Genomic DNA, 23,297 nt, shown 5'->3' on the forward strand with positions numbered 1-23,297 from the left:
TGGGTGAAAAAAAGAAGATATGTCTAACACATTACTTTTTAGCGTGGCGAATGATTTATTTCGCAAAGGGAAATTAAATGAAGCAATGCAGGAATATGTGCAAGCTAAAGAGCGGTATAAAGAGTCAAAAGAACTCACCGATTCATTACTCTTTGCCATCAAGCAAGTGGCGATAAATGCATCTAAACAGGCATTCTCATTAGATTTCTCTTCAAAAAAAATTTTTGAACATAAGAATAATCCCAATAACTATGTAATCTCAGATGGAATACCGAATCCTGTAGTCTCGTTTACCGCGATCAGTACGCGAATAGAACGAGTTGCCAAAACCGTTGAGAGCATTGCAAAACAAACATTGCCAGCCCATAGTATTAATTTATATGTATCACCTGATCCGTATCTAGTTGATGAAGGAATACCTGCAAACCACCCCGAACTTGAAAAAATCGCTGCCTTGGGTGTGAATATTTATCACACTCAGAATATAGGACCGTATCGGAAGCAGTACCCTGTCATACATCAGCTTAGAAATGCTGGAGCGAGTGAATTAACCCCAGTAGTTACTATTGATGATGATGTTATATATCCTGAAACGATTTTAGAGGATTTAGTCACTGAAATGCTAACAACGGATGCGGTAGTGGCCCACCGAGGACGGAAAATTGTGTTGGGTGCTAACAAAATAGATAACTACAGTTCGTTTCCCATTCCAGACAAAACCCCTAATTTATTAAATATGGGAACGGGTAAAAATGGAATGGTGTATAAACTAAAAGATTTTCCTGAAGACAAGTCATTGTTTGTTGGACCAATATTAGCCCCTACAGCCGATGATATATGGTGCAAATGGGCTACAACGTTGCTCAAAGTACCAACCTTAATTCTAGAACCGAATGCAGCCTATGATCCTAGCCTAGATTTCGCTGAAACCGCTCCTACAGATAAGCGAGGTTTGTTTCATACATATAACGCGAGAGGAACTAATGATATTGCTATTAAGAATATTGAGAGTTTCTTCTGTTCATTAGGTGAAGGGTTGTTTTCAATTTGTAAGAGTAATAACAATGTATGATGTCGCAGTAATTACCCCAGTTTATAATACACAAGAATTCTTGGCACGTTGTGTTGATAGTGTATTGCAACAAAAAGATGTGAGTATTCAATTATTTTTAATTGATGATGGAAGTACTGATGAGTCGGCTAAAATTGCGAAATCTTATCAAGAAAAAGACAAGCGCGTCACCGTTATAAACAAATCCAATGGTGGGCAGGGTGTTGCACGAAATATCGGCATAAAGCTCGCAGATGCTAAATACGTCTATTTTGTTGATAGTGATGATTATTTGGGAAGTGATACTTTAGGCAAGTTGTTTAGAACTGCTGAAAAACACAGCCTTGATATTTGTTCTCCTGGCGTGCCATCGCACTATTTCGAAAAACCTCTTGAATATGTGCCTTGTGTGCCGTGTAAATCACAGTTTATCCGCGCTTCAATTCTTAACGATTTTGATATTTTGCAACCTGATATTCGTAGCGGGCAAGATGGCGTATTTAGTCATTTGGTACTGTGCCATTGTAAGCGAATTGGGATGACATCAGATGCATCGTTTTTTTACACTCATGCTCGAGACGGTTCGACGTTTGCTGCCCATCTCAAAAAGCACCATTTAGTGCCTGAATTAATTAAGCAGCACTACGCTGCAATTATGTCACATTACGACAAACATAATTTATGGCAAAAGAATGCACTAAGATTACTTTGGTTTATTTCTGATGAATCGTTGAGGAATCGACTTGAACCGCATTTACCTTATCTAAATGAAGCTCAGAAGGTCATGGCCTTTACTACACTTTCAATGGTAGCAGAGCGAGCATTAGCTAATTTAGATTTGAATCAAACCGATGTGGTTGTTCATCCTGCCGTAATTAAATTGGCTACATCGTCTGTTGATGAGTTGGTTCAAAATTATGAAAAAGAGTTTGTAGGTAAGAAATTAACTCCAGCCTATCCTCGAGGACACAACATATCTAAAGATGCTTTATATATATGTAAATACAATATAGAAGCATTTCAGCCAAGCAAAAAAGTTGATTCGCAACAACCGGTAATCGTAAATAATAATATTGATAACCAAAAGCTGGACCAATTAAAGTGGGATATGCGCTTAATTCGTGGAAAAGTCGATCTAGTGGCGAATTCACTGAATAACGCCACAATACAACTCACTTCATCAATTCACAGCTCAGCTGCAAGCACTAAATACGGCGTTAAAGGTTTAATCGCGAGTGTTACTACGTTGCCCCATAGACTTCCCATGGTTCACCTTGCTATTGAATCCATTTTAGCGCAAACAGTTAAACCCGAAAAAGTTGTATTGTGGTTAACAGACAAAGCAACAGATTCAATGATTACACCTGAGCTGAAAGCGTTACAAAAGCGAGGGGTAAGCATTAAAAACGTACCTGATGTTGGTCCTCATACCAAGCTCTTGTACGCGTTAAAAGAGTATCCTGACAAATCAATTGTTACTTTTGATGATGATATTGTTTATCCAAACAATATGATTCAGAGTCTTTGGGCACAACACAATAAACACCCACTAGCAATCATATGCAACTGGGGGCGGGAACTTGCGTTTGATGCTAGTGGGCAAGTATTAGGGATTAGAGATGGTAAGTTATTGACACCACCGACATTAGAATTAGAAATAGAACAGCCGAACAGATACGAAGGTGTTCCTAACTTACTTGCTTTTCCATATGGTACGTCAGGTGTCCTTTATCCGCCTCATTCATTGCATCCTCGTGTATTTGACGTAGCTGCATTTAGACAGCTATGTCCTAAAGAAGATGACATATGGTTCAAAGCCATGGGGATTTTAAATAAAACTCCTGTTGTAGTAACCAATTTAGGAATTAATCCTATGCATCATTGTTTAACAGGTACTCAGCAAGAAGCCCTAAGACACGACAATCATGGAGAAGGCGGCAACAGAGAACAAATGCGAAGAGTCTTTGACGTTTTAGATTTGTATAAACTGCTAAGTTCTTCAAAAAATAAGTAGAGTAATTGAAATGAATGTTGTTGGATGTATCAGAGGGACTACATTACACGGTTCACTAGGTGGAATGGAATTAGCTGCCAAAAAATTGTATGAAGGACTAGCCAAAAGCGATATAAAAGTTACGGTATTAACGTCAGCCCTAAAAAAAAATCAAGTCAAGCCTATAGTTAAATATGAGTGTGGAGTCGAGTATGTGTTTTTACCAACGTCGACTTTGCAAAAATATTCAGACGAGTATCACCTACTTATGTCTGACTACTTTGAAAAAAATTTACTAAGTTCTACAGATGTAATTCACTCTAGTAGTGCGGGTGCATCAGGCCTTTGCAAATTCGAAAAAGAGATTCCCATTGTTGTAACGTGGCATGGTACAGCTTTAGAGCAAGAGTTAGACAAAGTTTATAAGTATCAATATTTGGATGGCAAGCAGATTCGAGCAACAAATGTTGAGCGATTAATTATTTCGACAATATTGCCTAAATTAAATAAAACACGTAAGCATTATTGTTCTTATACTCATCATGTTGGCATATCTAATTATATGTCAGATATTTTAACGTTGTACGGAGTACCTCAAAGTAACATAACGACAATTCCTAATTCGATTAGTGATAATTTTTTTGAAAATCATAATTCTCCTACAAAAGAAAATATCAATTTTGTGAAATCGGAGAAAATTGTTTTAGGTGTTGTAGGTAGAGCGATTCCCGAAAAAGGTCATAAAATCTTTGTCAAAGCATTAAGTTTGTTAGATTCGGAAAAGTATGAAGTCTTGTTAGTTGGCGCTGGCTCTGAAGCCGCTTTGTATGATGATGTTTCACAAAAGGTCACTAAATTAAGATTAGATCACAAACAAATGCCTTCAGCCTACAAGTTGATGGATCTGTTTATTAACCCAACGATTAGGTTGTCCGGTTTCGATTTAACCATATTGGAGTCTTTAGCCGCAAATACGAAGGTGTTGGTTTCTGATCTCCCTCAGTATTCAGCGTTTTTAGAAGAACATAACTTTAATAAAATTAACAATCGAATGTCTTGTTTTTCTGTTGGTGAGCCTGAAAAGCTTGCTGAATCTATCAACCAAATTGTTGGTGAAAAAAATACAGTTTTAGAACAGGCTATGCCATCAAAAAAAGGATTACTTTCGGATAAAGTCATGATTGAGCATTATTCCAACTTATTCGAAAACCTTAAATCTAAAAGAAAGGGAGGTTAATTGAAATGGAATTTGAGTTGAATACACTACAAGCTCAGATTTTCGAAAATGACCATTCTAATAGTGCGTTATTTGGAAAGTTGATACTAGAAGGTGATGCTTCATTAGAGAATCTATCGGGTCTGAAAATTAGAGTTCCTGACAATAAACCCGAAGTTAATAATATTGTTATAAAAATAAAAGGTAAGATCGAATCAAGGTTGGTGCTTCATATTCATGAAGATAACTGCGATGTTACCATTGGGCAGAAAGTTCGTGGCGCATACTTAGTAAAGTTGTGGGGAAACACAAGCCTCAACCTTAATGAACGTACAACTTCAAATTTTACTGAAATTTGGGTGCAAGAAAATGGGTCTGTCGAAGTTGGGGCTGATTGTATGTTCGCCCATGATGTAGTCATTATGTGTGGCGATATGCATGGAATTTTTGAAATTAGTACTAAAAAGCAAATTAATTTAAAATCACCCGAAATTTGTATTGGAAATCATGTTTGGTTAGGTAGACGCAGTGTTATCTGTAAGAACACTAGCATAGGTGATGGAAGTATTGTTGGTGTTTCTAGTGTTGTCACTAAGAGTTTTCCTAAATCAGTAGCGATTGCAGGAAACCCTGCTAAATTAATAAAAAATGATACATCTTGGTGCCGAAGCGCTTTATGTACCGAGTCAGAAATGGATTCCGTCATTAGGTTGATTAGTTGAGCAAAATGCTCTATCAACTAAATGAAGCGACAAAATAACTATATTATGTGTGATAAAATTGCCATTAAGTTAATGTCTGGACCACCTAAAAATAATATTTGAATGTTTAACGAGTGAAATAATGTCTTCAGGAATTTTAAATAAAGTAGCAAAAAAATTAAAAAACTTACCCTATAAGTTTTCGATAGACAAAAGTGATAGCGAAGCTTTGGCAGGATGGGTGATTGATAACAAACACCCATCAAGATTACTTTTTGTGGACGTTAAATCTAACGATAAACTGATCTACAGGATTGAAGCGAGTGGGTTTCGTCAAGATCTTTTAGATGCAAATATTGGTAGTGGTTGCCATGGTTTTCACATTGAAACATCTGAATTGTTGCCAAATGGTGGTTCAAAATCGTTTGATATCTTTGTGGATGGTGTGAAATTAAATGATGATAGTATTGTTTTATCAAGCAACACCGACTTCTATGAATCCACAAAGCAATCTGAATCTATTCCTGTAACAGCTCAGGCTTCCCCAACTTTAGCTGATAATTACAATGTAGTTGTTGATGTTTTTCAACCCGGTGAGGTTTTGGGATGGATTCAACCTTTAGATGAATCTAGTCCTGCTCCAGTTGTGGTGTTAAAGTTGAATGGCGTGACATTATCAGAAGTAAAGTCTGATCAATACAGGCATGATCTTGCTGAAGCAGGAATCAAGGATGGCCGCGTCGCTTACAATATTCAATATGATGTGGCTCTTCTTCCAACTCAAGATGTTCAGCTTGAATTATTTGTAAATAATTTAAAAGTAGACTCGTCGATACATGATTTTAAGCTATCGGCTAATGAAATACAGGCGGCCAATAACCAAGTTTCCCAGGAGCAGTTTGTTATTCAAGCAGGGAAAGAAATAGACGCTATTAGCCAACAAATTAGAGCTAAAAACATTGAACAAGGCTTACCTGCTGAGAGTTATGCTGGTATCTGTAACGTATTGATCGAAAAATTAGCAGAAGCGAATGTTAAAATAGCGCGCCTTGAGGCTTTATTGAAAAAATAAAGTAAATTGCAACGCCTGTCACTTTATTAAGAGATATATATGACATCTGATACGTCAGTTGCTGAACTGCATGCTCAAGGACAAATTGACAGCGTTGATAGCAACTCCGTTAATGGTTGGCTTTATGTAAATCATGAATTTTTCAGACCCTTAGTTGTGGTTAATGGAAAAGCCTTCTTTGGCAATGAATCTTCTATTCTAAGAGATGACGTAAATAAGTTTGTCAACGTTGAGGGACATTTCGGTTTTAGTGTGCCTATGTCTTTGTCAACTTTAGATAGTAATAATTATGTAGAGCTTTATGCGATTACGCCGTTAGGTGTCATTGACGTCTATAAGAGTTGGCATAGTTTAAATTTGATGACCAAAGCTAATGTTTCTGAAATTTTAGAGCTTACTAAGCGGACTCCAGAACGACCAAAACTTGCCGCTCAAATCATCGATTTGGACTCTGCAACCGAGCGAGAAATTACAACTTCTAAAGTCAACGGTAGCTTTTTATCGAATAAATTGATTACTTTTGTTATTGGAGATGAGTCTAATTCTCTTCTAGCCGGTTTTGATGATCTAGCTAAAACCAACTTACGATTTGTAAACAAAGAAAAGTGGGAGAACTTTTGTTTTAAATTAAATGCAGAGTGCGTCGGATTTTCTACTGTTAAAGGGATAGGTTCTGACAGTAACGAGCTTATCGATAGTTTGTCTATTAATTCTCATGAGGCTGCAATCCAGAATACATTGGTTTTAATATGGAAAATGCCTGACGCTGGTGTCTATGGCAGAAGAATCGATCAAGTTGCTAGGTCATACAGGCGTCTGTATCCAAATCACCGCATTTTTATCGTTGAAGTTATGACTCCGGCGTTGAATCAAATTTATAATGAAAACCTTTCTAATAAAAATTCAGATGCCTCTTTAATTTTAGAATCCTTCAATGCTAAGCAAGCAAATTGTATTGTTTCTGGTATTGAGTATTTAGCGATTGATGCAATTGATGATAGAGAACTGGAGAGTCAGCTTAATACTTTTATTATAGAAAAAGAGATAAAGTCAGATGCCGCCCAAATTGTATTTTTTCCCATTCTACCTTTTTGGCATATATTCCTAAGCTCGTTCGGCGATTATGAGTGTTACGCTGATATCGTTGACAATGAGCTATCTTGGTGTCGGGATGATGGTTTAAAAATTGAATATATTGCGCAGTATAAAGCCTTGTGTTTAAAATCTAAAACCTGCTTTTTCAATTCAAAAGACAACGCGAATAGTTTTATTGAAAGTGGGTTGTGCGACTCTAATAAGCATTTGGTTATTGAAAACTGGTACACACTACCGCCTGATTTTAAACAGAAAACTAAACTAAGAAAAAACGCTAAAACGAAAGTATTCTATTCTGGCAATCTGAATGACAGGATAGATTGGCGCTTATTATCTACTATTATTCAATCTAATATTGGTTTCGCTGAGTTCTCAATAGTAGGCAACGCTGCTGAGGTATCTGATAAAATTGAACAGTTATTGAAATTTGGTAATGTAAAATATTGGGGGCCTCTGACTGAAATGGATTGCCTAAAACTTATGCAGAATCACGATTTAGCAATAGTGCCGCATAAAGTTGATTCAGTTTCGAGATATATGAACCCTCTTAAAGTTTTAATGTACGAGGTTATGCAATTGCCTACTGTTGTCTTGACGCTTCCTGGAGTAGACATGAGTGGAGAAAACATAATTCGAGTAACCGATGAAAGTTCATTTATTAATGCTATTAAATCTTTTAAACAGAAAAAATTTTTGTGGTTTAAAAGTATGTTTAGTGAAAAAAAATCTGCAAATGCTAATGAGAATGAACAGGAATACTTTAGTGCGTTTGAAAATTTAAATCATAAGAATAGCCACTGAGCAGCAATTTTAACGAATTGAATAATCTGTGGAAGAATTGGAGAGTGGCTTGTTTTACAAACTCAAAAGACAATTAAAAAAATTTTTATCAAAAGATGAATTACTAAATATTGATTTAGTATCTATTCAAGGAACAAATGTCATTTTATTTGGCTGGGTGGCTAACCAAAATAGGAAAATAGATTCGTCCTCTATTGACGTACATTTGAAAGGCGTAAATTTATCCCATTCTATTTTTAGCTTTAGCCGGCCAGATGTAATCCAACGACACCAGCTTCAAAACGAAGCATACTGTTTCGGTTTTCTATTAGTTGTAGATGGTTTTTCAGGTACCTTAGATGATATTTCTATCAACGTTTCCGGAACTAAATTTGAGTTAGCCAAGCAACGTTTTAGGCAAGCTTCTAATGTAGCGGAAATTCTTAGCCATGTGCCTGAGCGTCAAGATGAGTCTAGAAAATTCGTTGAGCAGCACGGAATTAGTTTAGCCGGTTCAAGTATACCTAGCCAAGTGGTTATTAGAAACAAGGACAAAGACGTTGAGAAAATTAAAGGCATATTGCAAGGTGTTGATATTGCTAAAGTCGGTGCACTAGAGATTTTACATGCTGAGGCGTTACCAGAGATTCATCGTATTTGGAAATCCAAACAATCTAAGAATAATAATCGTGAACTAAAAGTATTTGGTAATGAAATTGAAGTGCCGAAAGTAAGCATCATAATACCTCTTTATGGTCGTTACGATTTTATGCAGCATCAGTTAGCTGATTTCTCTGCTGATCCTTTTATGCATGAAGTCGAAGTCATTTATGTGTTAGATGATCCCGCGTTACAACGAGAAGTATTAATTACCGCTCATGGTTTATTCAAAACCTTTAGATATCCATTTAAATTGGTCTTATCTGAACGTAATAGAGGCTTTGCTGGTGCCAATAATTTAGGTGTGGAATTTGCGACATCTGAGCATTTACTGTTACTTAACTCTGATATTTTGCCTAAAGAAAACGGTTGGCTTGGTGTTTATCTTGAACAGTTCACTTCTTTAGAAGATGTCGGGATTATGGGAGCAACACTTACCTATGAAGATGAAACGATACAACACGCAGGTATGGAATTTAGAGAAGATTCGCACTATCCAGGGATTTGGATGAATCATCATCCCTACAAAGGCGTACCTGTGGATTTAGTGCCTTTGGATGATGCATTTCAAGCTCCAATTACAACGGGGGCTTGTATGCTGATGACAGCAAAACTATACAGAGAATTGGAAGGGTTTGACCCAATGTATGTGTTGGGGGATTTTGAGGATTCAGATCTATGTTTAAAAGTGATAGATCGCGGCTTCAAAGTGTATGTCTCGGGAAAAATTAGGCTCTACCATTTAGAACGTTTATCTCAAGATTTAGTTGATAGTGGTGATTGGAAATTTAAACTGACCTTGGCTAATGGTGCATACCAAGCAAATAAGTGGCGTAATTTGATTCAGGAGGTGTCTGCATGAGTAGTTTAGAGGGTAAACGCCTATTAATTGTCTCTCATGGTCACCCAGACCTGAATAAAGGCGGTGCTGAGATGGCCGCCTACAATATGTTTAAAGAAAACTTGAATCAAGGTGTCGATGCATATTTCCTCGCTCGTACTGCTCAGACTCCCCATGGTGGAGCTGCTTTTTCGCAGCGCAATAGTTCTCGTGAAATCTTATTTCATACTACTATGGATGATGGCTTTTTATTTTCAAATATAAAAACCAGACATATGTGGCAAGAGTTTCGAGACCTGTTGCTACTTATAAAACCCGATGTGGTTCATTTGCATCATTACTTTTTATTAGGTATTGAGATTCTTGAAGAAATAAAACGATCTTTACCTAACGCTAGAGTTGTTCTCACTCTGCATGAGTATTTAGCGATTTGTCACAACAAAGGTTTGATGGTCAAAACCAGCGGAAAACTATGTTACCAAGCCACTGCTCGTGATTGTCATAGCTGTTTCCCCGAAAAGCAGCCAGGGGATTTTTTCCTTCGAGAGCAATACATTAAGCGTATGTTTGAAAATGTTGACTATTTTGTATCGCCTTCAGCATTTTTAGCTAAACGATACGTAGAATGGGGAATCGATGAGCAAAAAATTTCCGTGATTGAAAATGGTCAAAATTACTTCGAAAGAAATGTTGTTACAAACCTGAATGATAGTGAATTTCGAGCAGTTAGATTTGCATTTTTTGGTCAGATAAACCCTTATAAAGGCATTGATGTTTTGATTGGCGCCTTGGCTGGCTTGTCTAAAAACGTAAAGCGACAGGTAATGATAGAAATCCATGGCGCTAACTTAGAACATCAAACAGGTAGTTACCAAGAGAAAGTTCAGGAACTGATGAAAAAGTACGGTGCACGAGTACATTTTCATGGCGCCTATGAACCTCAGGAAATGCCCTCTATTTTAGCGTCGGTCGATTGGGCTGTTGTTCCATCGGTTTGGTGGGAAAACTCTCCTATGGTGATTCAAGAGGCGTTCAATAACGGCGTACCTCTTATTGTTAGTGATATTGGTGGCATGCAAGAGAAAGTTAGAAATGGCATTGATGGATTGCACTTCAGGCATGGTAGCGCATTTGATTTAGCCGATAAAATAAGCCTGTGTGTAAGTGATCGAAGCTTACGGAATACACTTGCTGCAAATATTAACGCTCCAATGAGTATCCAAGAATGTGTTGAGAAGCATTTGTCATTATATGAATAGTTGGATCGTTATTAGAAGTGTTTTGCATTTTAATGGATTATGTATGTATTTTAGGGTTCTAGAGCACAATGCTTCAAAAAATTAAAAAAGCAATCGTAAACAAGTTTACGACTCAAATAAATTCAGGTTTTATTGTTGAAAGACTAGATTGCAATCAGATATCGGGCTGGATAGTTCCGTTGAATGGTGGAAACCCAAAGGAGTGTAATTTTCAGGTTATAGAAAGTGGTCAGGTAATCGATATAAATGTGCGATTGTTTCATCGAGCTAACTTTGCTGTGCAGAGTGCCCATAACTTGTTTGGTTTTAGAATAAATTTCAAACAACAACTTATGGATTTATCTGCAACTAATTTTTTCTACATTGATGGCCTAAATCGACAGGAGCCTAATTTACTTCCTCAGGTTAACGTTAGCTTATCTGAGCCGTCAACTTCAATTTATTTCCTTAACCAAATGATCTCTCAGAAGAAAGTGAATGGCGAACCTTTGCCTTCTAAGGACGCGGTTAATCTTCTAAGTTCGTTAGAATCGGGCGCTAAAGAAAACATCGAAGAAAAGATGACGGAATTGCTTTGTGATGATATTTCAGCTTTTCATCTGCAAGCTGGTTTAAAATCTAAAAGTGGTATTGCGATCACGGGGAAGTCAGGTCACCTTTTCCTTCATGGTGGCTCTAACAAGGTTGATGAGTTGTTTCACAATAATGACATTCACTTAGAAAAAGTGCCTAAGTGGTTAGCGTTATTTTCTGCAAGAAAAGAAAGAGCAATAAGCAATAATTATCGATATGTTCAATTTGTCATCCCTGAAAAACAAACTTTATTGGCCCAGCATTATTATCGAAATATTGACGGCCCATCTCAATTGCTTAAAACAATAGAAGAATCAGATCGCAGTTTTTATTTTTCTATCTTAGACGCTTTTTCAAAATACGAAGCAAGCGATCTGTTTTTTAAAACAGATAGCCACTTAAATGCAAAAGGTACGTATTATCTGTTCAAAGAGCTTGTTAATTACTTTGGGTTGTCTTTAGATTTTGAACCTCAGTTTAATGTTGTAAAGCAACTTAGTGGTGACTTAGGTAGAAAGTACTATCCTGTTACATTTTGGGAGAAGTTTGAGACAACTAGTGATGTACCAAAGTTTGATCGCCAAGTGAAATATAAATTTATTCCTGCTAACAAAGCCCATATGGGAAGACATATACATTGGGTTAATCCAGATGCCCTTTTTGAAAAAAAGGTGTTGATTTTTGGAAACTCATTTTGTGAAATGGGAACTAAACAACATCACTTAACTTGGTGGTTTTCACAATATTTCTCAGAATGTCAATTTGTGTGGTCTGGTGATTTTAACAATAAACTTATCGATAAATTTCAACCTGATATTGTCATTGGGCAATCAATAGAAAGGTTTTTAAGGTTAGTGCCTAATTATTAGTCTTTTTCATATTCATTGCTAGCGACACATTCATTCGCTAGCCTTTTTCTGCGAGAAGTGCGTTTCGCACTCGCCAATAATCGAGTTTTCAATGAAACAATTAATCTTACATGTCGGTTTACATAAAACCGGAACATCTTCCATTCAATCTTTCCTAATGAAGAATATTGAGATACTAAAAGAACAGGGAACCGCAGTTTATACCCGAAAAGGTAAGGCGGGAGTCCACTGGGTTCCAGCGATGATCAAGAATAAACAGCCTCATCAGGTGAAAATGGTGGCAGACTTCGTGCGTTCAGAACTAGCCAAGGATGACGTTAACCAAGTAATTATTTCGTCCGAAAACTTTACCCAAACAAAACAAGCTAATTATCCAATGATTACGTCATTACTGCCCTCAAACACTCAACTAGTCATAATTATTTATTTAAGGCGGCAAGACTTACTGAAGCAATCTGTTTATAGTCAGATGGTTAAGCAAGGCACCTTCAGTGGTACTATAAACGAAGATAGTCACTATAATTTAGACCTTTACAAGCAGTGTACAAAGTGGAAAGCACTGACAAATGATATTAGGGTAAGAGTGGTTGAGCGTTCGCAGTTGATCGAAGGTGATTTACTTAAGGATTTTGTTCATACTATTGGATTAAAGTGGAATGAAAAGTTTGAACCACTAATAAATCAAATTAATGAATCGTATTGCTCTGATACGATGGAATTTAAACGATTGTTGAATGCAAAAAAATTACCACCAGCAATTAATAAAAAAGTAGCAGCAACTTTATCTCAGTATGACAAAGAAAGAAGTGATAACGAGCGCGAAAAAGCGGTCTTTTTTGATTATAGTGAGGCGAGTAGTTTTTTAGATGGGTTTCACGAGGGGAACAGTGATATAGCTCGAGAGTTTTTAGGGAGAGAGGATGGGCTGCTTTTTACTGAGATGCCATCTGAAGAGCAATTAAAAAATATTCCTAAATTGTCAGAAAAACAAATATTAAACTTTTCAGCGTATTTGATAAAAAATCTAGTGAGTTAATTTTAAACCTTCTAAGTTAAGTTTCGTTCTTTCAATTCCAACAGGCGATATTATTTTGTCTTATATTATCGGCTACAAGTGGCCAGAACGCACAACTACTTTAATTGACCATATGTATGGTGGATTGATGATCACTGCGTTGATAATCGCGTAACTGCGTTTTATAAAGTTAGTTTCCAAGTACTACACCTAATAGACATTGAACTAAAAAAGTAATCTTCACATGAAAAGTAAAGCAAGTATCTTTCTGTTACAGAAAGATTTACTTTAAATTCTATTTCTCAAGTGGTGATTTAAGCGGTTAACTCATATGTTAGGTTTTTTAAATTGTTTAAGTCGTTTTTTAACAGAAGTACGCCGGTTCCCAGCAGTGCCCTTGATGGTTTCCGAGTAGACAATGATAATTTGTTACTTGAAGGGGATAAAGTTCCTCTTACTTATTGGGTGCAGTCACCTAATTTTGGTGATCTACTTTCACCATGGCTATTTAGCAAGCTTACCGGTAAAGAAACAAAACTGGTAAGAGTTGGGCCCGATCCAGATAAGGAACTTCTTAAAAATCCAACTTATATTTCGGAAGGCTCAATTATATCCCGTGTCCAGAATAATTGAATTGTATGGGGGGCTGGCTCATTTGGAACGGAGTCGGCTCTACAAATAAGTAAAAAGGCTAAATATCACGCAGTCAGGGGACCTTTGACGAGAAGCCTAGTCATGAACCAAGGTGGGAAATGTCCAGCAATTTTTAGAGATCCAGCTATGCTTTCCCCTTAAGCGTATAACCCATCGGTAAAAGTTAATAATGAAATTGGCTTAGTTCCAGCACTCCTAAATGATGAGAGTTCAAATTTTACGATTACTTTTTATCGGTTGATTAAGTCCGACATACACAAACATTTAATCTTCGGGTATTTACAAAAAATTAAAATACTAGGACACATATAAATATTGCATATTTATGGCAGTTATATGACATTTCGGTATACTAGCCCGTTTTTAGAATAAGTGTAAATTTCATCCCCAATGATAAGCAGATTGAAAAAAGGACTTTCCAGGCGTATTCGATTAGGTCGAGATAAGTTCAAAGCTCAAAAAAATTCAAAATTAATGTCTTTATCGGATCTCTATTCCGTTAAACAGAGCAACGATGCCTTATTGTTAAAAAGCGGCCTCCCAGGTTTTGTTTATGGTCCATTTAGAAATGTCGCGGCCCATAGATTTCAAGTAGAGATGCCAGTCAAAGCTGTTCGACTATCATTAATTGCGGAGTATAACGAAGTTCTAAACTTTAACCATATAGCTATTTGGGCCAGGGATGACAACAATAAGCTGTGTAAGGTTACTGGCGATTATGAATGCCAAATGAGTAGTGTCTCTAAGGTGCTCCCCGATCCAACTCAGGCAATGTTAGGGGATGGTGCTAATTCGGTTTCTGTTCATTCAAAACGAGAGATTAAACCGTGGTGGATAGTTAAATTCGATAAAGTTCATCATGTGGCTTTCATTGAGTTTTACAATCGTAAAGACAAGTGGGGTGTTCGGTCTAAAAGTATGCTGCTCTCTTGTCTAAATGAAAAAGATAAAATAGTTTTTCAGGCAGGTAATGTCATTAAGAAAGGCGCTAAGCAGGCGTTTTACGATTGGGGATTGCCATTACTGGAAAAATGTACGGATTTTCTTAATTCGAAAGGTTTAAAAAATCAAGCAACTGAAATCGAGCAAAAGTTTGTTGAATATTTAACGGATAACACTATTGACGCCGAGAAGCGCGGGTCATTGTTAACTTGTTTACAAAAGTGTCAAACCTTAATCGAAAGTGACACGCCTGATTTACCTAACGAACTTGATAAAGCGTTAGTTGTCACTGTACCTGCAGATGCGAAGTACCTTAGGGTAATAGGATACCGACGCAAGCTAATGCGTCCTGTAACCCTAAAAGTTAGACTTGACGGTAGCACTTCCACTTTATTAGAAGAACATGATCCTGATTTTATGGAAGCGCATTTTCAAAATAATAAGTGTATTTGGACGCTTCAGCATCCACACATATTTAATATTCCTGTTGAATCGAAAGGGGATATTAAAAAAGTAGAACTATGGTGTGATGATTTTTATAGTGGAGACGCATTTGTTCAGCGTCAAATTCAAGTATCTGCGGATAATAAAACCTGGCAAACCATAGAATCTACGTTTGAACGTTTTGCAGCAAGACTTGCATTACTAACGGCTCAAGAGTGGCTGTTAGGTGAAACTTGGGACCATGTGTTTGTTGAACAATTAGGGCATTTTTTGGCCACTTATCGTATGAGTCAGGCTCGTACAGTGAAGCCTCTTTTAAGAGCCAATAGAGATTTGTTGCCGTCGTTTTACGAGGGCGTTGAGCGGGGGGGAAGCAGCGCTAGTTTTTTGCCACCCGTAATTTACACTCGTCATGGATTAACTATACCTTTTGAACACATCGATTCTGCATTTTTGGCGGATAGGATGAAACGCTTCACGAACTTCTTAGATGAAAATCTCAACCTACAAGCTTTTCCGTGCTACGGAACTTTGCTAGGTATTCATCGAGATGGAGACTTTCTTCCCCATGATGATGATATTGATTTGGCAGTTATAGTTGATTTACCCGCCGATACTGATTATCTAGATGCTACTAAGCAATGGGCAGAAACTTTGCGACAGTTGGGAGTGCCATGTCGTCCACCTACACCGACTAGTTTAAACTTGCATTGTTATTTCGAAGACTTCGATATGGATTTGTTTATGATTTATCGAATCCCTGACAAGCCAAATCTTGTATGGACACACATGGAAGGTTACCAAACTCGGGAAGTGAAACGCAGTTTATTGGAGCCCATTTCTACATTGGAGTTTTGTGGTCATGAATTTTACGCACCAGCTAAGATAGAAGCGTTTCTTGAGGATCGCTATGGCAAAGGGTGGGTAACTCCGGATCCTACATTTGAGTTGTAGATCCGTAATTTAAAGCAGGAAACATATGTTTTTTAGAAAAAAAGCAACGTCATCTGATACACCAGTTGAGGATGAACAAAAGATTCTTAACGAGGTGAGTAGTTATTTAGCTAACAATCCGCTTAGAGAATTTAAAGGGGTTAAGAGTAACGATCCACTTGTTATTGAGACCAGCAACAAAGCGCGTTTCATTCGCTTAAGCTTGCAGGTTGAGTCTTCATTTCACCTAGATGCAATAGAAATCTTTAATCAAGCTGGCCGTAACGTAGCACCAAATAAAAATACAATTATTAGTTCTACTTACAATGATGAAGAAAAATATAATGGCCAAGGTGCTATAAATGGCAAAAAGAATGGTGGCGCTGGATTTCATACCAAACGTGAACACAATCCTTGGTTAGTAATAGACTTAGGTTCAATCCGCAATTTAGCTAAAATCGTTGTCTATAACAGGGAAGGAGAATTTTTTACTCGAGCTTTGAGCTTGAAAGTGGAAACGTCAAGAGATCTAAGACATTGGCACTTAGTTCATGATAACTGGGGTTTTATAAAAACCTATAAAGACGGTAGTTTGTCAGAATTTGAGCAAGCACTACTCCATGCCGGAATATTGAACCCTGGCCCTCCGGCAGCGTATTTGAAAAAACTAAAAAACCTAGAGCAAGATGAAAAAGCCTTATCTTTTCATAGACTAATTAATCAGTTAGTAAAAAGTAAAGGGGTTGCTTTTGGACCTCATGGTTTTATGAAGACCTTTGATTTAAAAACGGATGCGGAAAAAAACAAAGTTTTTCGCGAGCTTTCAATATTACTAAAGTGGTTAAATGAAGAGTTTGGCGTACCGGCTTTTGTGTCTTCTGGGACGCTTTTAGGTTTAGTGCGTGATGGCAAATTAATTGGTCACGATGATGATGTCGATATTTGTTATATTAGTAAAGAACAGGGCGAGCAGGCTATACTTGAAGAAAGAAAAAGGCTTGTTGCATTTTTAACGGAAAAAGGTTGCAGACTTTCCCCTTCTGGTATTGCACATTATTGGTGTACCACGCCAGGCGGATTAAACTTAGATATCTTTACAGGGTTCACCGAAGAAGGTAAGTGCAGCATGAATCCAATAGGAAGAAAAGAAGTTCCTATTGACGCCGTATTGCCTTTGAGTAAACAAAGTATTAACGGCAATATTTTGTATTTTCCACAGAACCCTGAACCCTTATTAGTGTTAAACTACGGTGATAACTGGCGTAACCCAGATCCACTTTGGACGTTTAATTGGGGCAAAGCGAAACAAGATTTTGCGTTTCTTTATTTTTAATTGATTAGAGAATTAATGAGAACAGTAATAACTTTTGGTACTTTTGATGTGTTTCATGTTGGGCACATTAATCTTCTTCAACGCGCTTCTATGCATGGAGATTGTTTAATCGTTGGTGTGTCTACAGACAAACTGAATTTTTCTAAAAAAGGCAGAAATCCCGTATATAACCAAAACGATAGAATGAAGATAATTAATAGTCTTCGCTATGTTAATCTTTGTTTTCCAGAAGAGTCTCTCGAGAAAAAGGCTGATTATATAAAATATTACAAAGCCGATGTTTTGGTAATGGGGGATGATTGGGAAGGTAAATTCGATCATTTAAAGGATATTTGTGAAGTCGTATATTTACCAAGAACGCCGTCAATATCGACTACCGAAATCATTGAAGTCATAAGTTCAAGTGCTGATTAAGCATTGAATTACTGAATCAATCTACATTAATGAATAAAGCGATACTTATCCATATAGGCCCACCGAAAAGTGGGACTTCGGCTGTGCAAAATGCACTCAATAAAAACAGAGATTTGTTATTGCAAAATGGGATTGATTATCCTGAGCATGAAGTCGGTCCCAACGGCATAAGTTCAGGCAATTTAAATGCAATTTTGACTTTAGATAAAGACAGTAAATGGGCTGTTTGCGCAGATAAAGTCGCTAACATTGTAAGTCAATTTGAAATGTCTAAAGCACATACACTGTTGCTTAGTTCTGAATATTTTTTCTATTTAACCCAAGAAATTGCACAAATTATCCCTAGTGCTAAGTTTATTGCTTATATCCGCTGCCCTTTAGAAACCTTTGAATCATCGTATAACCAATCTGTTAAGCGGCATATGCGTACAACGCCTATTGTATTTGGGAAAAACCTGCATTTAACCACTTTAAATTTACTCTCTGAAGCGATTGATGTTATCGGGCGTAAACGATTTATTTTACGAGCATATTTGTCTTCTTTTGAACAAAATTTTGATTTGATTGAAGATTTCGGCGTGGCTGCAAGTTTACCGGCTCTTAAATCTTCACAGAGGTTTACAAATAGCTCATATACTTTTGAAGCGCTTGAATTCAAACGCTGGTTAAATCAGTTTGGTCTAAAAGAGCTTGATGGGCTAATTGATCAAGCTTTGCAAGCTTATGATGGCGGGTTAAAGCAATTTTCAATGTTACCTGAAGATTTGTTTAGCCGATATCAGAAACAATCTTTGCATAGTACGAGAGATTTTATTCAAAACTACAAGGTCTCTAATGGTAAGGCGCTTGTCACGTTTTTGAAAAACCGAGAATCTATGCAACATATGGAACAAAATCTCAACGAAAATCAACTTAATAAAGTATGTCAGTATTTTATTGAGCACTACCCTCAATTGTTCGATAACATTTGTGATGCACTCAAACAGCATTCAAAATCGGATATAGAGCATGTTGAAAGAGTGGCATTGATACTTCAAAAGCAAAAAGCGAAGCCTTCAATTTTTCAGCGTATATTTCCTGCTTTTATCAAAAAGTAAATCCTTTCGCCATTTCCCTATTATTTTAATTGTCACATTTTTGTAATCGAAAGTTCATCTAATCTACTTAGTCTCTCAATTATTAAAAACCAAGAGTTAATTATGTATGAGACAGAAAAGAGTAGCTTTCATTGGACGTCCTGGCTTTATCGAAAATAGTTTCACTAAACCTGTGGAAAGTTTATTTAAAGAAGTCGGCCTAAATACAGGGAATTTGGCTTTTTGGTATGCAATGAGTCAACACATCGCTGATCCTAAAGACTATTTTGGTTGGTCTTTCGATCCGCAAAAAATCAAAAATGACTATGATGTTCTGGTTTTTCCAGCAGCGAATCAACTCAACCCTGACTGGGATATGGGCGGGCTAGCAGACTTGATTGATAAAGCTGATACGCCGCTATTAATTTGTGGTTTAGGGGCACAAGCTTCTGATATGAGTAAAAAGCTAAGTTTTAATGCGGGTACTAAGCGTTTTTTAAAAGTCATTTCAGAACGCGCAGTTAAAGTTGGCGTAAGAGGTAATTACACGGCGCAAGTGTTGAGCGAAAATAATGTCAACAATGTTGAGGTTTTGGGATGTCCTTCTAATTTTACCAATCCATCAAAAAAGCTTGGATATGAAATATCACAAAAGTTTTTAGCAATCTCTGACGTAGAAAAGTTAGTCTTAAATATTGATATCACACAAAAATTGGCTGAAAAAATTCGAGTTATGTTCAATTGGACAATCGGCAGGAATACTGAGATTGTAAACCAAGCACCGCTTGATCTATTGAAGCTTTCTCATCGAGAAACTAAACATATTGATAGTCAATTGACGCGCCGTGTTCATAATTTATTAGCACCATCAGTTTCACTATCGTACTTCAATAAAATCGTGAGTAATCAGTTTGTATCTTATTTTGATGTGAATGAATGGATGTATCAATTGCATCAGTTTGATTTATCTGTTGGAACGAGACTTCATGGTAATATGTTAGCGCTTCAAGCAGGGACACCCAGTATTTTCATGCCGCACGATTCCCGAACCCAAGAATTAGCTGACATAATGGCGCTCCCTACCTATCAACTTGATAAAATAACGCGAGCTACCACATTAGAAACTGTTATAGAAAACGTCGATTTTGACGGTGTTAAATATGACAACTCAAGGCAAACGTTGAGTCGAAAATATAAAAAATTGATAAATGACACAGGACTTAATGCCAGTGATGGGCTTAACAGTTTAACTAAACAAAAAGAAAAATCATGGCTCGGTTAGGTTAGAGCGATTTAATTTAACCTAGCATCCTGTTCTACTTTTTTTCCCTCCCATTACAAGCTAAAATGCCGCATCTCGCGGTTTCGCCTCTGTATCAAGTATTTTGTTATAGATTAAAAGCTCTGGGCACAAACCTCTATTTAGGATGTTTGTGCTTGAATGAGTCAATATCAGGATGTTGAATTGATAAAAAACGTTTACATACATGTTGGTCCCCCTAAAACGGGTACTTCAGCAGTTCAAAAGTGGCTGAATAGTAATCAAGATTTTTTAAAAGAAAACGGAATTTTTTACCCTTCTCACAATGTTGATTCTAATGGCGTTAGCTCCGGAAACGTCAGGTCTATCTATGACATTAACGCAAATAAACAATTAAGTTTAAACACCGATAACCTTTCTAAATTGTTGGATGGATTCTACAAAAGTGATTTTACAACTTTGCTTTTATCATCAGAATTCTTTTTCAGAAGAATGGAGGAGCTTAAACGGGCGATTCCAGATGCGAACTTTATTGCATACATAAGAAACCCCATGGAAATTAAGGAGTCGACGTATAACCAATCTGTTAAACGACACTTTCAAGTTCAAACAATAAATGTCGATAGAAGCAAACGCCTGCCTTACATGGATAGGTTTGTTGAATTTATTACACAGTTTAAAGCTGATGATTTATATTTGCGGGTATATGGTGATAAATATTTCAAAAATGGCAACATTGTTTCAGATTTGCTTTCAGTGTTAGGGGTAGATGTGAGAGCTACATTACCCATGGTGAATAGTTCTTATCAGTTTGAAGCATTGGAATTTAAAAGATGGTTTAACCAGTTTGAACTGCACGATTATCAAGTGTTAGTAGACCGAGCACTGCAGGGCTATACAGGGGGAACAAGCCATTACTCCCTTATTCAATCCACAAAATATGTTGAAGATAGTATTTATTACTCCTCCATTATTGATGGTTTCGCGCGAGATTTAAATGCAAGCTGTCTTCAAGTATTAGTTGCAGACATGAAATCACCCGACCCCAAACCGTTTTTTGAGCAAGGATTAAATGAAACTGATTTCTTATCGGTTTGCGACTATTTACAAAATATATTGAAGGTCGATTATTATTTACTGACAAAAAAAATAGAAAGTTCGAAAGTGTCAGAAGATAAAAATTATCGCTTATTGTTTGTGAACTCATGTGCATCAAAATACAAATATATGCATAGATTTTATCAATTTCGCTTTCGAATTAAAAAAGCAATAAATTCGTTAAAAAGTAAGATCAAATAAAGTCTATCACTCATTGAAGACTTTAAATTAGAAGAAGAATGTAATTGAATATTAAGCATCGAAAACAGCTAATGCGCGTAATTAAGTTTTTTGTAGGTTTATTTCCTGCTGAAATTAGAAAGACTATGCGAAAAAATATCTGGTTGTTTAATCTTTACAGTAATAACCTGCAAAAATCAGGCTTATTTTATGGTTTTCCTTCTCCTCAAAAGTTACAAAAACTATATGTTAAAACCATTAAAAAGCAAAACACTGAAATTGCCAAAAGGCTGAAAAAATATAGTGATTATGCACAAGTAAATTGTCTGCTTTTATTAACCGGGCAGTTTAACTATGACAAAGCGTCTATTGAGGCGTTGATGATTAGCCCAAGTATTTGTAAGGTATATGTGTCAGGGAGTTCCAAGGCGGTTGAACAGTGTCTAAATGGAGTGAATTTGCCTTCGGATAAAGATATTTGCGACCTTAGACAAAAAGTTGACGAAGAGGCAGCAGTACCTCTTTTTATCATATCGGGCGGAGATTTTCTGCACTCTCAAGCTATCCCACTCATGCAAAGCTACCTTGCTGACTTATCTGAGAATAAGATTCTCTATTGTGATGTAGATCATTTTGATAGTTCAAAAGATAGACACTCCGCAGAACTTTATCCTGACTGGAATCCTGATTTGCAGTTAGCCACAGGATACGTGAATACGGGGGTAATGCTGGTAGGTGAAAATATCATCGATAAATTCTGCCAATTCGTTAACGAAAACACTTCTTCTTCATTATTGGCGATTTGGTTAGTTGATGTTTATCTGAAAAGCTCCTCAGTACCTATCCTTCACATTCCATTTAGTTTAGTGCATAAGAGTTTAAAAAATTCCTCTAATTGGGAACGGGAGTTATTAAGTTTAAATTACTCCAAATTTACATCTAACAATCGGGAAAATAGCGGGGTTGCTCAGGTTAAATGGGACACTCCAGGTGAGCCATTGGTTTCTCTTATCGTGCCGACTAAAAATGCCAAGGAATTGGTAAAAAACTGTATTGAATCAATTATTTCAAAAACAAATTATTGTAACTACGAGATATTGTTAGTAGATAATAATTCTGATGATGCGGATGCATTGGCTTATTTTGAACACTTAGATCAAAATGAAGCAAAAGTACGAGTACTAAAATATCCCTTTGATTTTAACTATTCCGCGATTAATAATTTTGCAGTAGAACACGCCAATGGCAGTGTGGTTGGCTTAGTCAACAATGATATTGAAGTTATTTCAGCCGACTGGCTTGATTTTATGGTTGGTCATGTTTTACGAGAAGATATCGGTTGCGTGGGCGCTAAATTGCTCTATCCAGATAATCGTATTCAGCACGCTGGTGTTGTGATGGGATACGGAGGCGGTGCAGGTCATGCTCACAAATATTTTCCTCGTTATCATCCAGGTTATTTAAATCGCTTAATTGCTTCCCACAATTTCAGCGCAGTGACAGCAGCTTGTTTATTAGTTAAAAAGTCAGACTACTTGGCTGTAAATGGACTAAATGAAACAGACCTAACTGTCGCCTTCAATGATGTTGATTTTTGTTTGCGAATTTTATCCTTAGGCCGGCGAAACCTCTATTGTGCAGAAGCCGAGCTTTATCATCACGAGTCAATATCTCGAGGACTTGATGATACTGCTCAAAAAAGAGCTAGATTTGAAAGTGAACTAGTTTATCTGCAAGACACTTGGAAAGCATACATTGAGCATGATCCTGCCTACAACCCAAACTTAACGCTCAAACGTGAAAATTTTTCACTTAAAGAATAGGTGAAAAAGGTAAA

Annotated in this window: 18 protein-coding genes; all 18 read left to right on the forward strand. The window is 36.9% G+C overall.

Translation table 11 applies throughout. The features are described from left to right. Window positions 1-19 precede the first annotated feature (19 nt). Window positions 20-1,072 (forward strand): glycosyltransferase family A protein, encoded by a 1,053-nt coding sequence (locus tag Q4567_RS00185; RefSeq protein WP_303498847.1) that lies wholly within the window; start codon window positions 20-22, stop codon window positions 1,070-1,072. Further along, window positions 1,065-3,065, forward strand: a complete 2,001-nt coding sequence (locus tag Q4567_RS00190; RefSeq protein WP_303498848.1) for a glycosyltransferase family 2 protein — start codon at window positions 1,065-1,067, stop codon at window positions 3,063-3,065. The genes Q4567_RS00185 and Q4567_RS00190 overlap by 8 nt, the downstream gene beginning before the upstream one ends. A 10-nt stretch (window positions 3,066-3,075) precedes the next feature. Continuing rightward, window positions 3,076-4,281: a glycosyltransferase family 4 protein gene (locus Q4567_RS00195; RefSeq protein WP_303498849.1), complete on the forward strand. Its 1,206-nt coding sequence runs from the start codon at window positions 3,076-3,078 to the stop codon at window positions 4,279-4,281. Window positions 4,282-4,286: 5 nt separating this feature from the next. Beyond that, window positions 4,287-4,982 (forward strand): acyltransferase, encoded by a 696-nt coding sequence (locus Q4567_RS00200; protein WP_303498850.1) that lies wholly within the window; start codon window positions 4,287-4,289, stop codon window positions 4,980-4,982. A 121-nt stretch (window positions 4,983-5,103) separates the two neighbouring features. Beyond that, complete coding sequence (locus Q4567_RS00205) at window positions 5,104-6,033, forward strand: hypothetical protein (RefSeq protein WP_303498852.1); 930 nt, start codon at window positions 5,104-5,106, stop codon at window positions 6,031-6,033. A gap of 39 nt (window positions 6,034-6,072) precedes the next feature. Further along, window positions 6,073-7,929: a hypothetical protein gene (locus tag Q4567_RS00210; protein ID WP_303498853.1), complete on the forward strand. Its 1,857-nt coding sequence runs from the start codon at window positions 6,073-6,075 to the stop codon at window positions 7,927-7,929. Between the two features lie 49 nt (window positions 7,930-7,978). Continuing rightward, window positions 7,979-9,430 carry a glycosyltransferase family 2 protein gene (locus Q4567_RS00215; protein ID WP_303498855.1) on the forward strand — a complete coding sequence of 484 codons (1,452 nt, stop codon included), beginning with the start codon at window positions 7,979-7,981 and terminating at the stop codon, window positions 9,428-9,430. Then, window positions 9,427-10,668: a glycosyltransferase family 4 protein gene (locus Q4567_RS00220; RefSeq protein ID WP_303498856.1), complete on the forward strand. Its 1,242-nt coding sequence runs from the start codon at window positions 9,427-9,429 to the stop codon at window positions 10,666-10,668. The genes Q4567_RS00215 and Q4567_RS00220 overlap by 4 nt, the downstream gene beginning before the upstream one ends. 473 nt (window positions 10,669-11,141) lie before the next feature. After that, window positions 11,142-12,110: a hypothetical protein gene (locus Q4567_RS00225; protein ID WP_303498858.1), complete on the forward strand. Its 969-nt coding sequence runs from the start codon at window positions 11,142-11,144 to the stop codon at window positions 12,108-12,110. 91 nt (window positions 12,111-12,201) lie between these two features. Beyond that, window positions 12,202-13,146 carry a hypothetical protein gene (locus Q4567_RS00230; RefSeq protein WP_303498860.1) on the forward strand — a complete coding sequence of 315 codons (945 nt, stop codon included), beginning with the start codon at window positions 12,202-12,204 and terminating at the stop codon, window positions 13,144-13,146. Window positions 13,147-13,473: 327 nt separating this feature from the next. Then, a complete protein-coding gene (locus Q4567_RS00235; RefSeq protein WP_303498862.1) occupies window positions 13,474-13,758 on the forward strand; it encodes a hypothetical protein in 285 nt (94 codons plus the stop codon). 423 nt (window positions 13,759-14,181) lie between these two features. Next, on the forward strand, window positions 14,182-16,119 hold the full coding sequence (locus Q4567_RS00240; protein WP_303498863.1) for a LicD family protein: 1,938 nt from the start codon (window positions 14,182-14,184) through the stop codon (window positions 16,117-16,119). Between the two features lie 25 nt (window positions 16,120-16,144). Further along, the gene (locus Q4567_RS00245) at window positions 16,145-17,431 is read left to right on the forward strand and encodes a discoidin domain-containing protein (RefSeq protein ID WP_216048061.1); all 1,287 of its coding nucleotides are present in this window, start codon (window positions 16,145-16,147) and stop codon (window positions 17,429-17,431) included. A gap of 15 nt (window positions 17,432-17,446) precedes the next feature. Continuing rightward, window positions 17,447-17,845: an adenylyltransferase/cytidyltransferase family protein gene (locus Q4567_RS00250; RefSeq protein WP_303498865.1), complete on the forward strand. Its 399-nt coding sequence runs from the start codon at window positions 17,447-17,449 to the stop codon at window positions 17,843-17,845. A gap of 83 nt (window positions 17,846-17,928) precedes the next feature. Next, window positions 17,929-18,942, forward strand: a complete 1,014-nt coding sequence (locus Q4567_RS00255; RefSeq protein WP_303498866.1) for a hypothetical protein — start codon at window positions 17,929-17,931, stop codon at window positions 18,940-18,942. A 106-nt stretch (window positions 18,943-19,048) separates the two neighbouring features. Continuing rightward, window positions 19,049-20,203 carry a polysaccharide pyruvyl transferase family protein gene (locus tag Q4567_RS00260; RefSeq protein ID WP_303498867.1) on the forward strand — a complete coding sequence of 385 codons (1,155 nt, stop codon included), beginning with the start codon at window positions 19,049-19,051 and terminating at the stop codon, window positions 20,201-20,203. A gap of 159 nt (window positions 20,204-20,362) precedes the next feature. Continuing rightward, the gene (locus Q4567_RS00265) at window positions 20,363-21,481 is read left to right on the forward strand and encodes a hypothetical protein (RefSeq protein ID WP_303498868.1); all 1,119 of its coding nucleotides are present in this window, start codon (window positions 20,363-20,365) and stop codon (window positions 21,479-21,481) included. Between the two features lie 125 nt (window positions 21,482-21,606). After that, window positions 21,607-23,283, forward strand: a complete 1,677-nt coding sequence (locus tag Q4567_RS00270; protein WP_303498870.1) for a glycosyltransferase — start codon at window positions 21,607-21,609, stop codon at window positions 23,281-23,283. Window positions 23,284-23,297 lie beyond the last annotated feature (14 nt).

The sequence above is a fragment of the Aliiglaciecola sp. 2_MG-2023 genome, assembly GCF_030548145.1.
GTDB classification, from domain to species: Bacteria; Pseudomonadota; Gammaproteobacteria; order Enterobacterales; family Alteromonadaceae; genus Aliiglaciecola; species Aliiglaciecola lipolytica_A.

What these genes read in the sequence shown, in the direction of transcription:
- Q4567_RS00185 (WP_303498847.1), top strand. Translation starts at nt 20, where the DNA reads ATGTCTAACACATTACTTTTTAGCGTGGCGAATGATTTATTTCGCAAA.
- Q4567_RS00190 (WP_303498848.1), top strand. Translation starts at nt 1,065, where the DNA reads ATGTATGATGTCGCAGTAATTACCCCAGTTTATAATACACAAGAATTC.
- Q4567_RS00195 (WP_303498849.1), top strand. Translation starts at nt 3,076, where the DNA reads ATGAATGTTGTTGGATGTATCAGAGGGACTACATTACACGGTTCACTA.
- Q4567_RS00200 (WP_303498850.1), top strand. Translation starts at nt 4,287, where the DNA reads ATGGAATTTGAGTTGAATACACTACAAGCTCAGATTTTCGAAAATGAC.
- Q4567_RS00205 (WP_303498852.1), top strand. Translation starts at nt 5,104, where the DNA reads ATGTCTTCAGGAATTTTAAATAAAGTAGCAAAAAAATTAAAAAACTTA.
- Q4567_RS00210 (WP_303498853.1), top strand. Translation starts at nt 6,073, where the DNA reads ATGACATCTGATACGTCAGTTGCTGAACTGCATGCTCAAGGACAAATT.
- Q4567_RS00220 (WP_303498856.1), top strand. Translation starts at nt 9,427, where the DNA reads ATGAGTAGTTTAGAGGGTAAACGCCTATTAATTGTCTCTCATGGTCAC.
- Q4567_RS00230 (WP_303498860.1), top strand. Translation starts at nt 12,202, where the DNA reads ATGAAACAATTAATCTTACATGTCGGTTTACATAAAACCGGAACATCT.
- Q4567_RS00245 (WP_216048061.1), top strand. Translation starts at nt 16,145, where the DNA reads ATGTTTTTTAGAAAAAAAGCAACGTCATCTGATACACCAGTTGAGGAT.
- Q4567_RS00250 (WP_303498865.1), top strand. Translation starts at nt 17,447, where the DNA reads ATGAGAACAGTAATAACTTTTGGTACTTTTGATGTGTTTCATGTTGGG.
- Q4567_RS00260 (WP_303498867.1), top strand. Translation starts at nt 19,049, where the DNA reads ATGAGACAGAAAAGAGTAGCTTTCATTGGACGTCCTGGCTTTATCGAA.
- Q4567_RS00265 (WP_303498868.1), top strand. Translation starts at nt 20,363, where the DNA reads ATGAGTCAATATCAGGATGTTGAATTGATAAAAAACGTTTACATACAT.
- Q4567_RS00270 (WP_303498870.1), top strand. Translation starts at nt 21,607, where the DNA reads ATGCGAAAAAATATCTGGTTGTTTAATCTTTACAGTAATAACCTGCAA.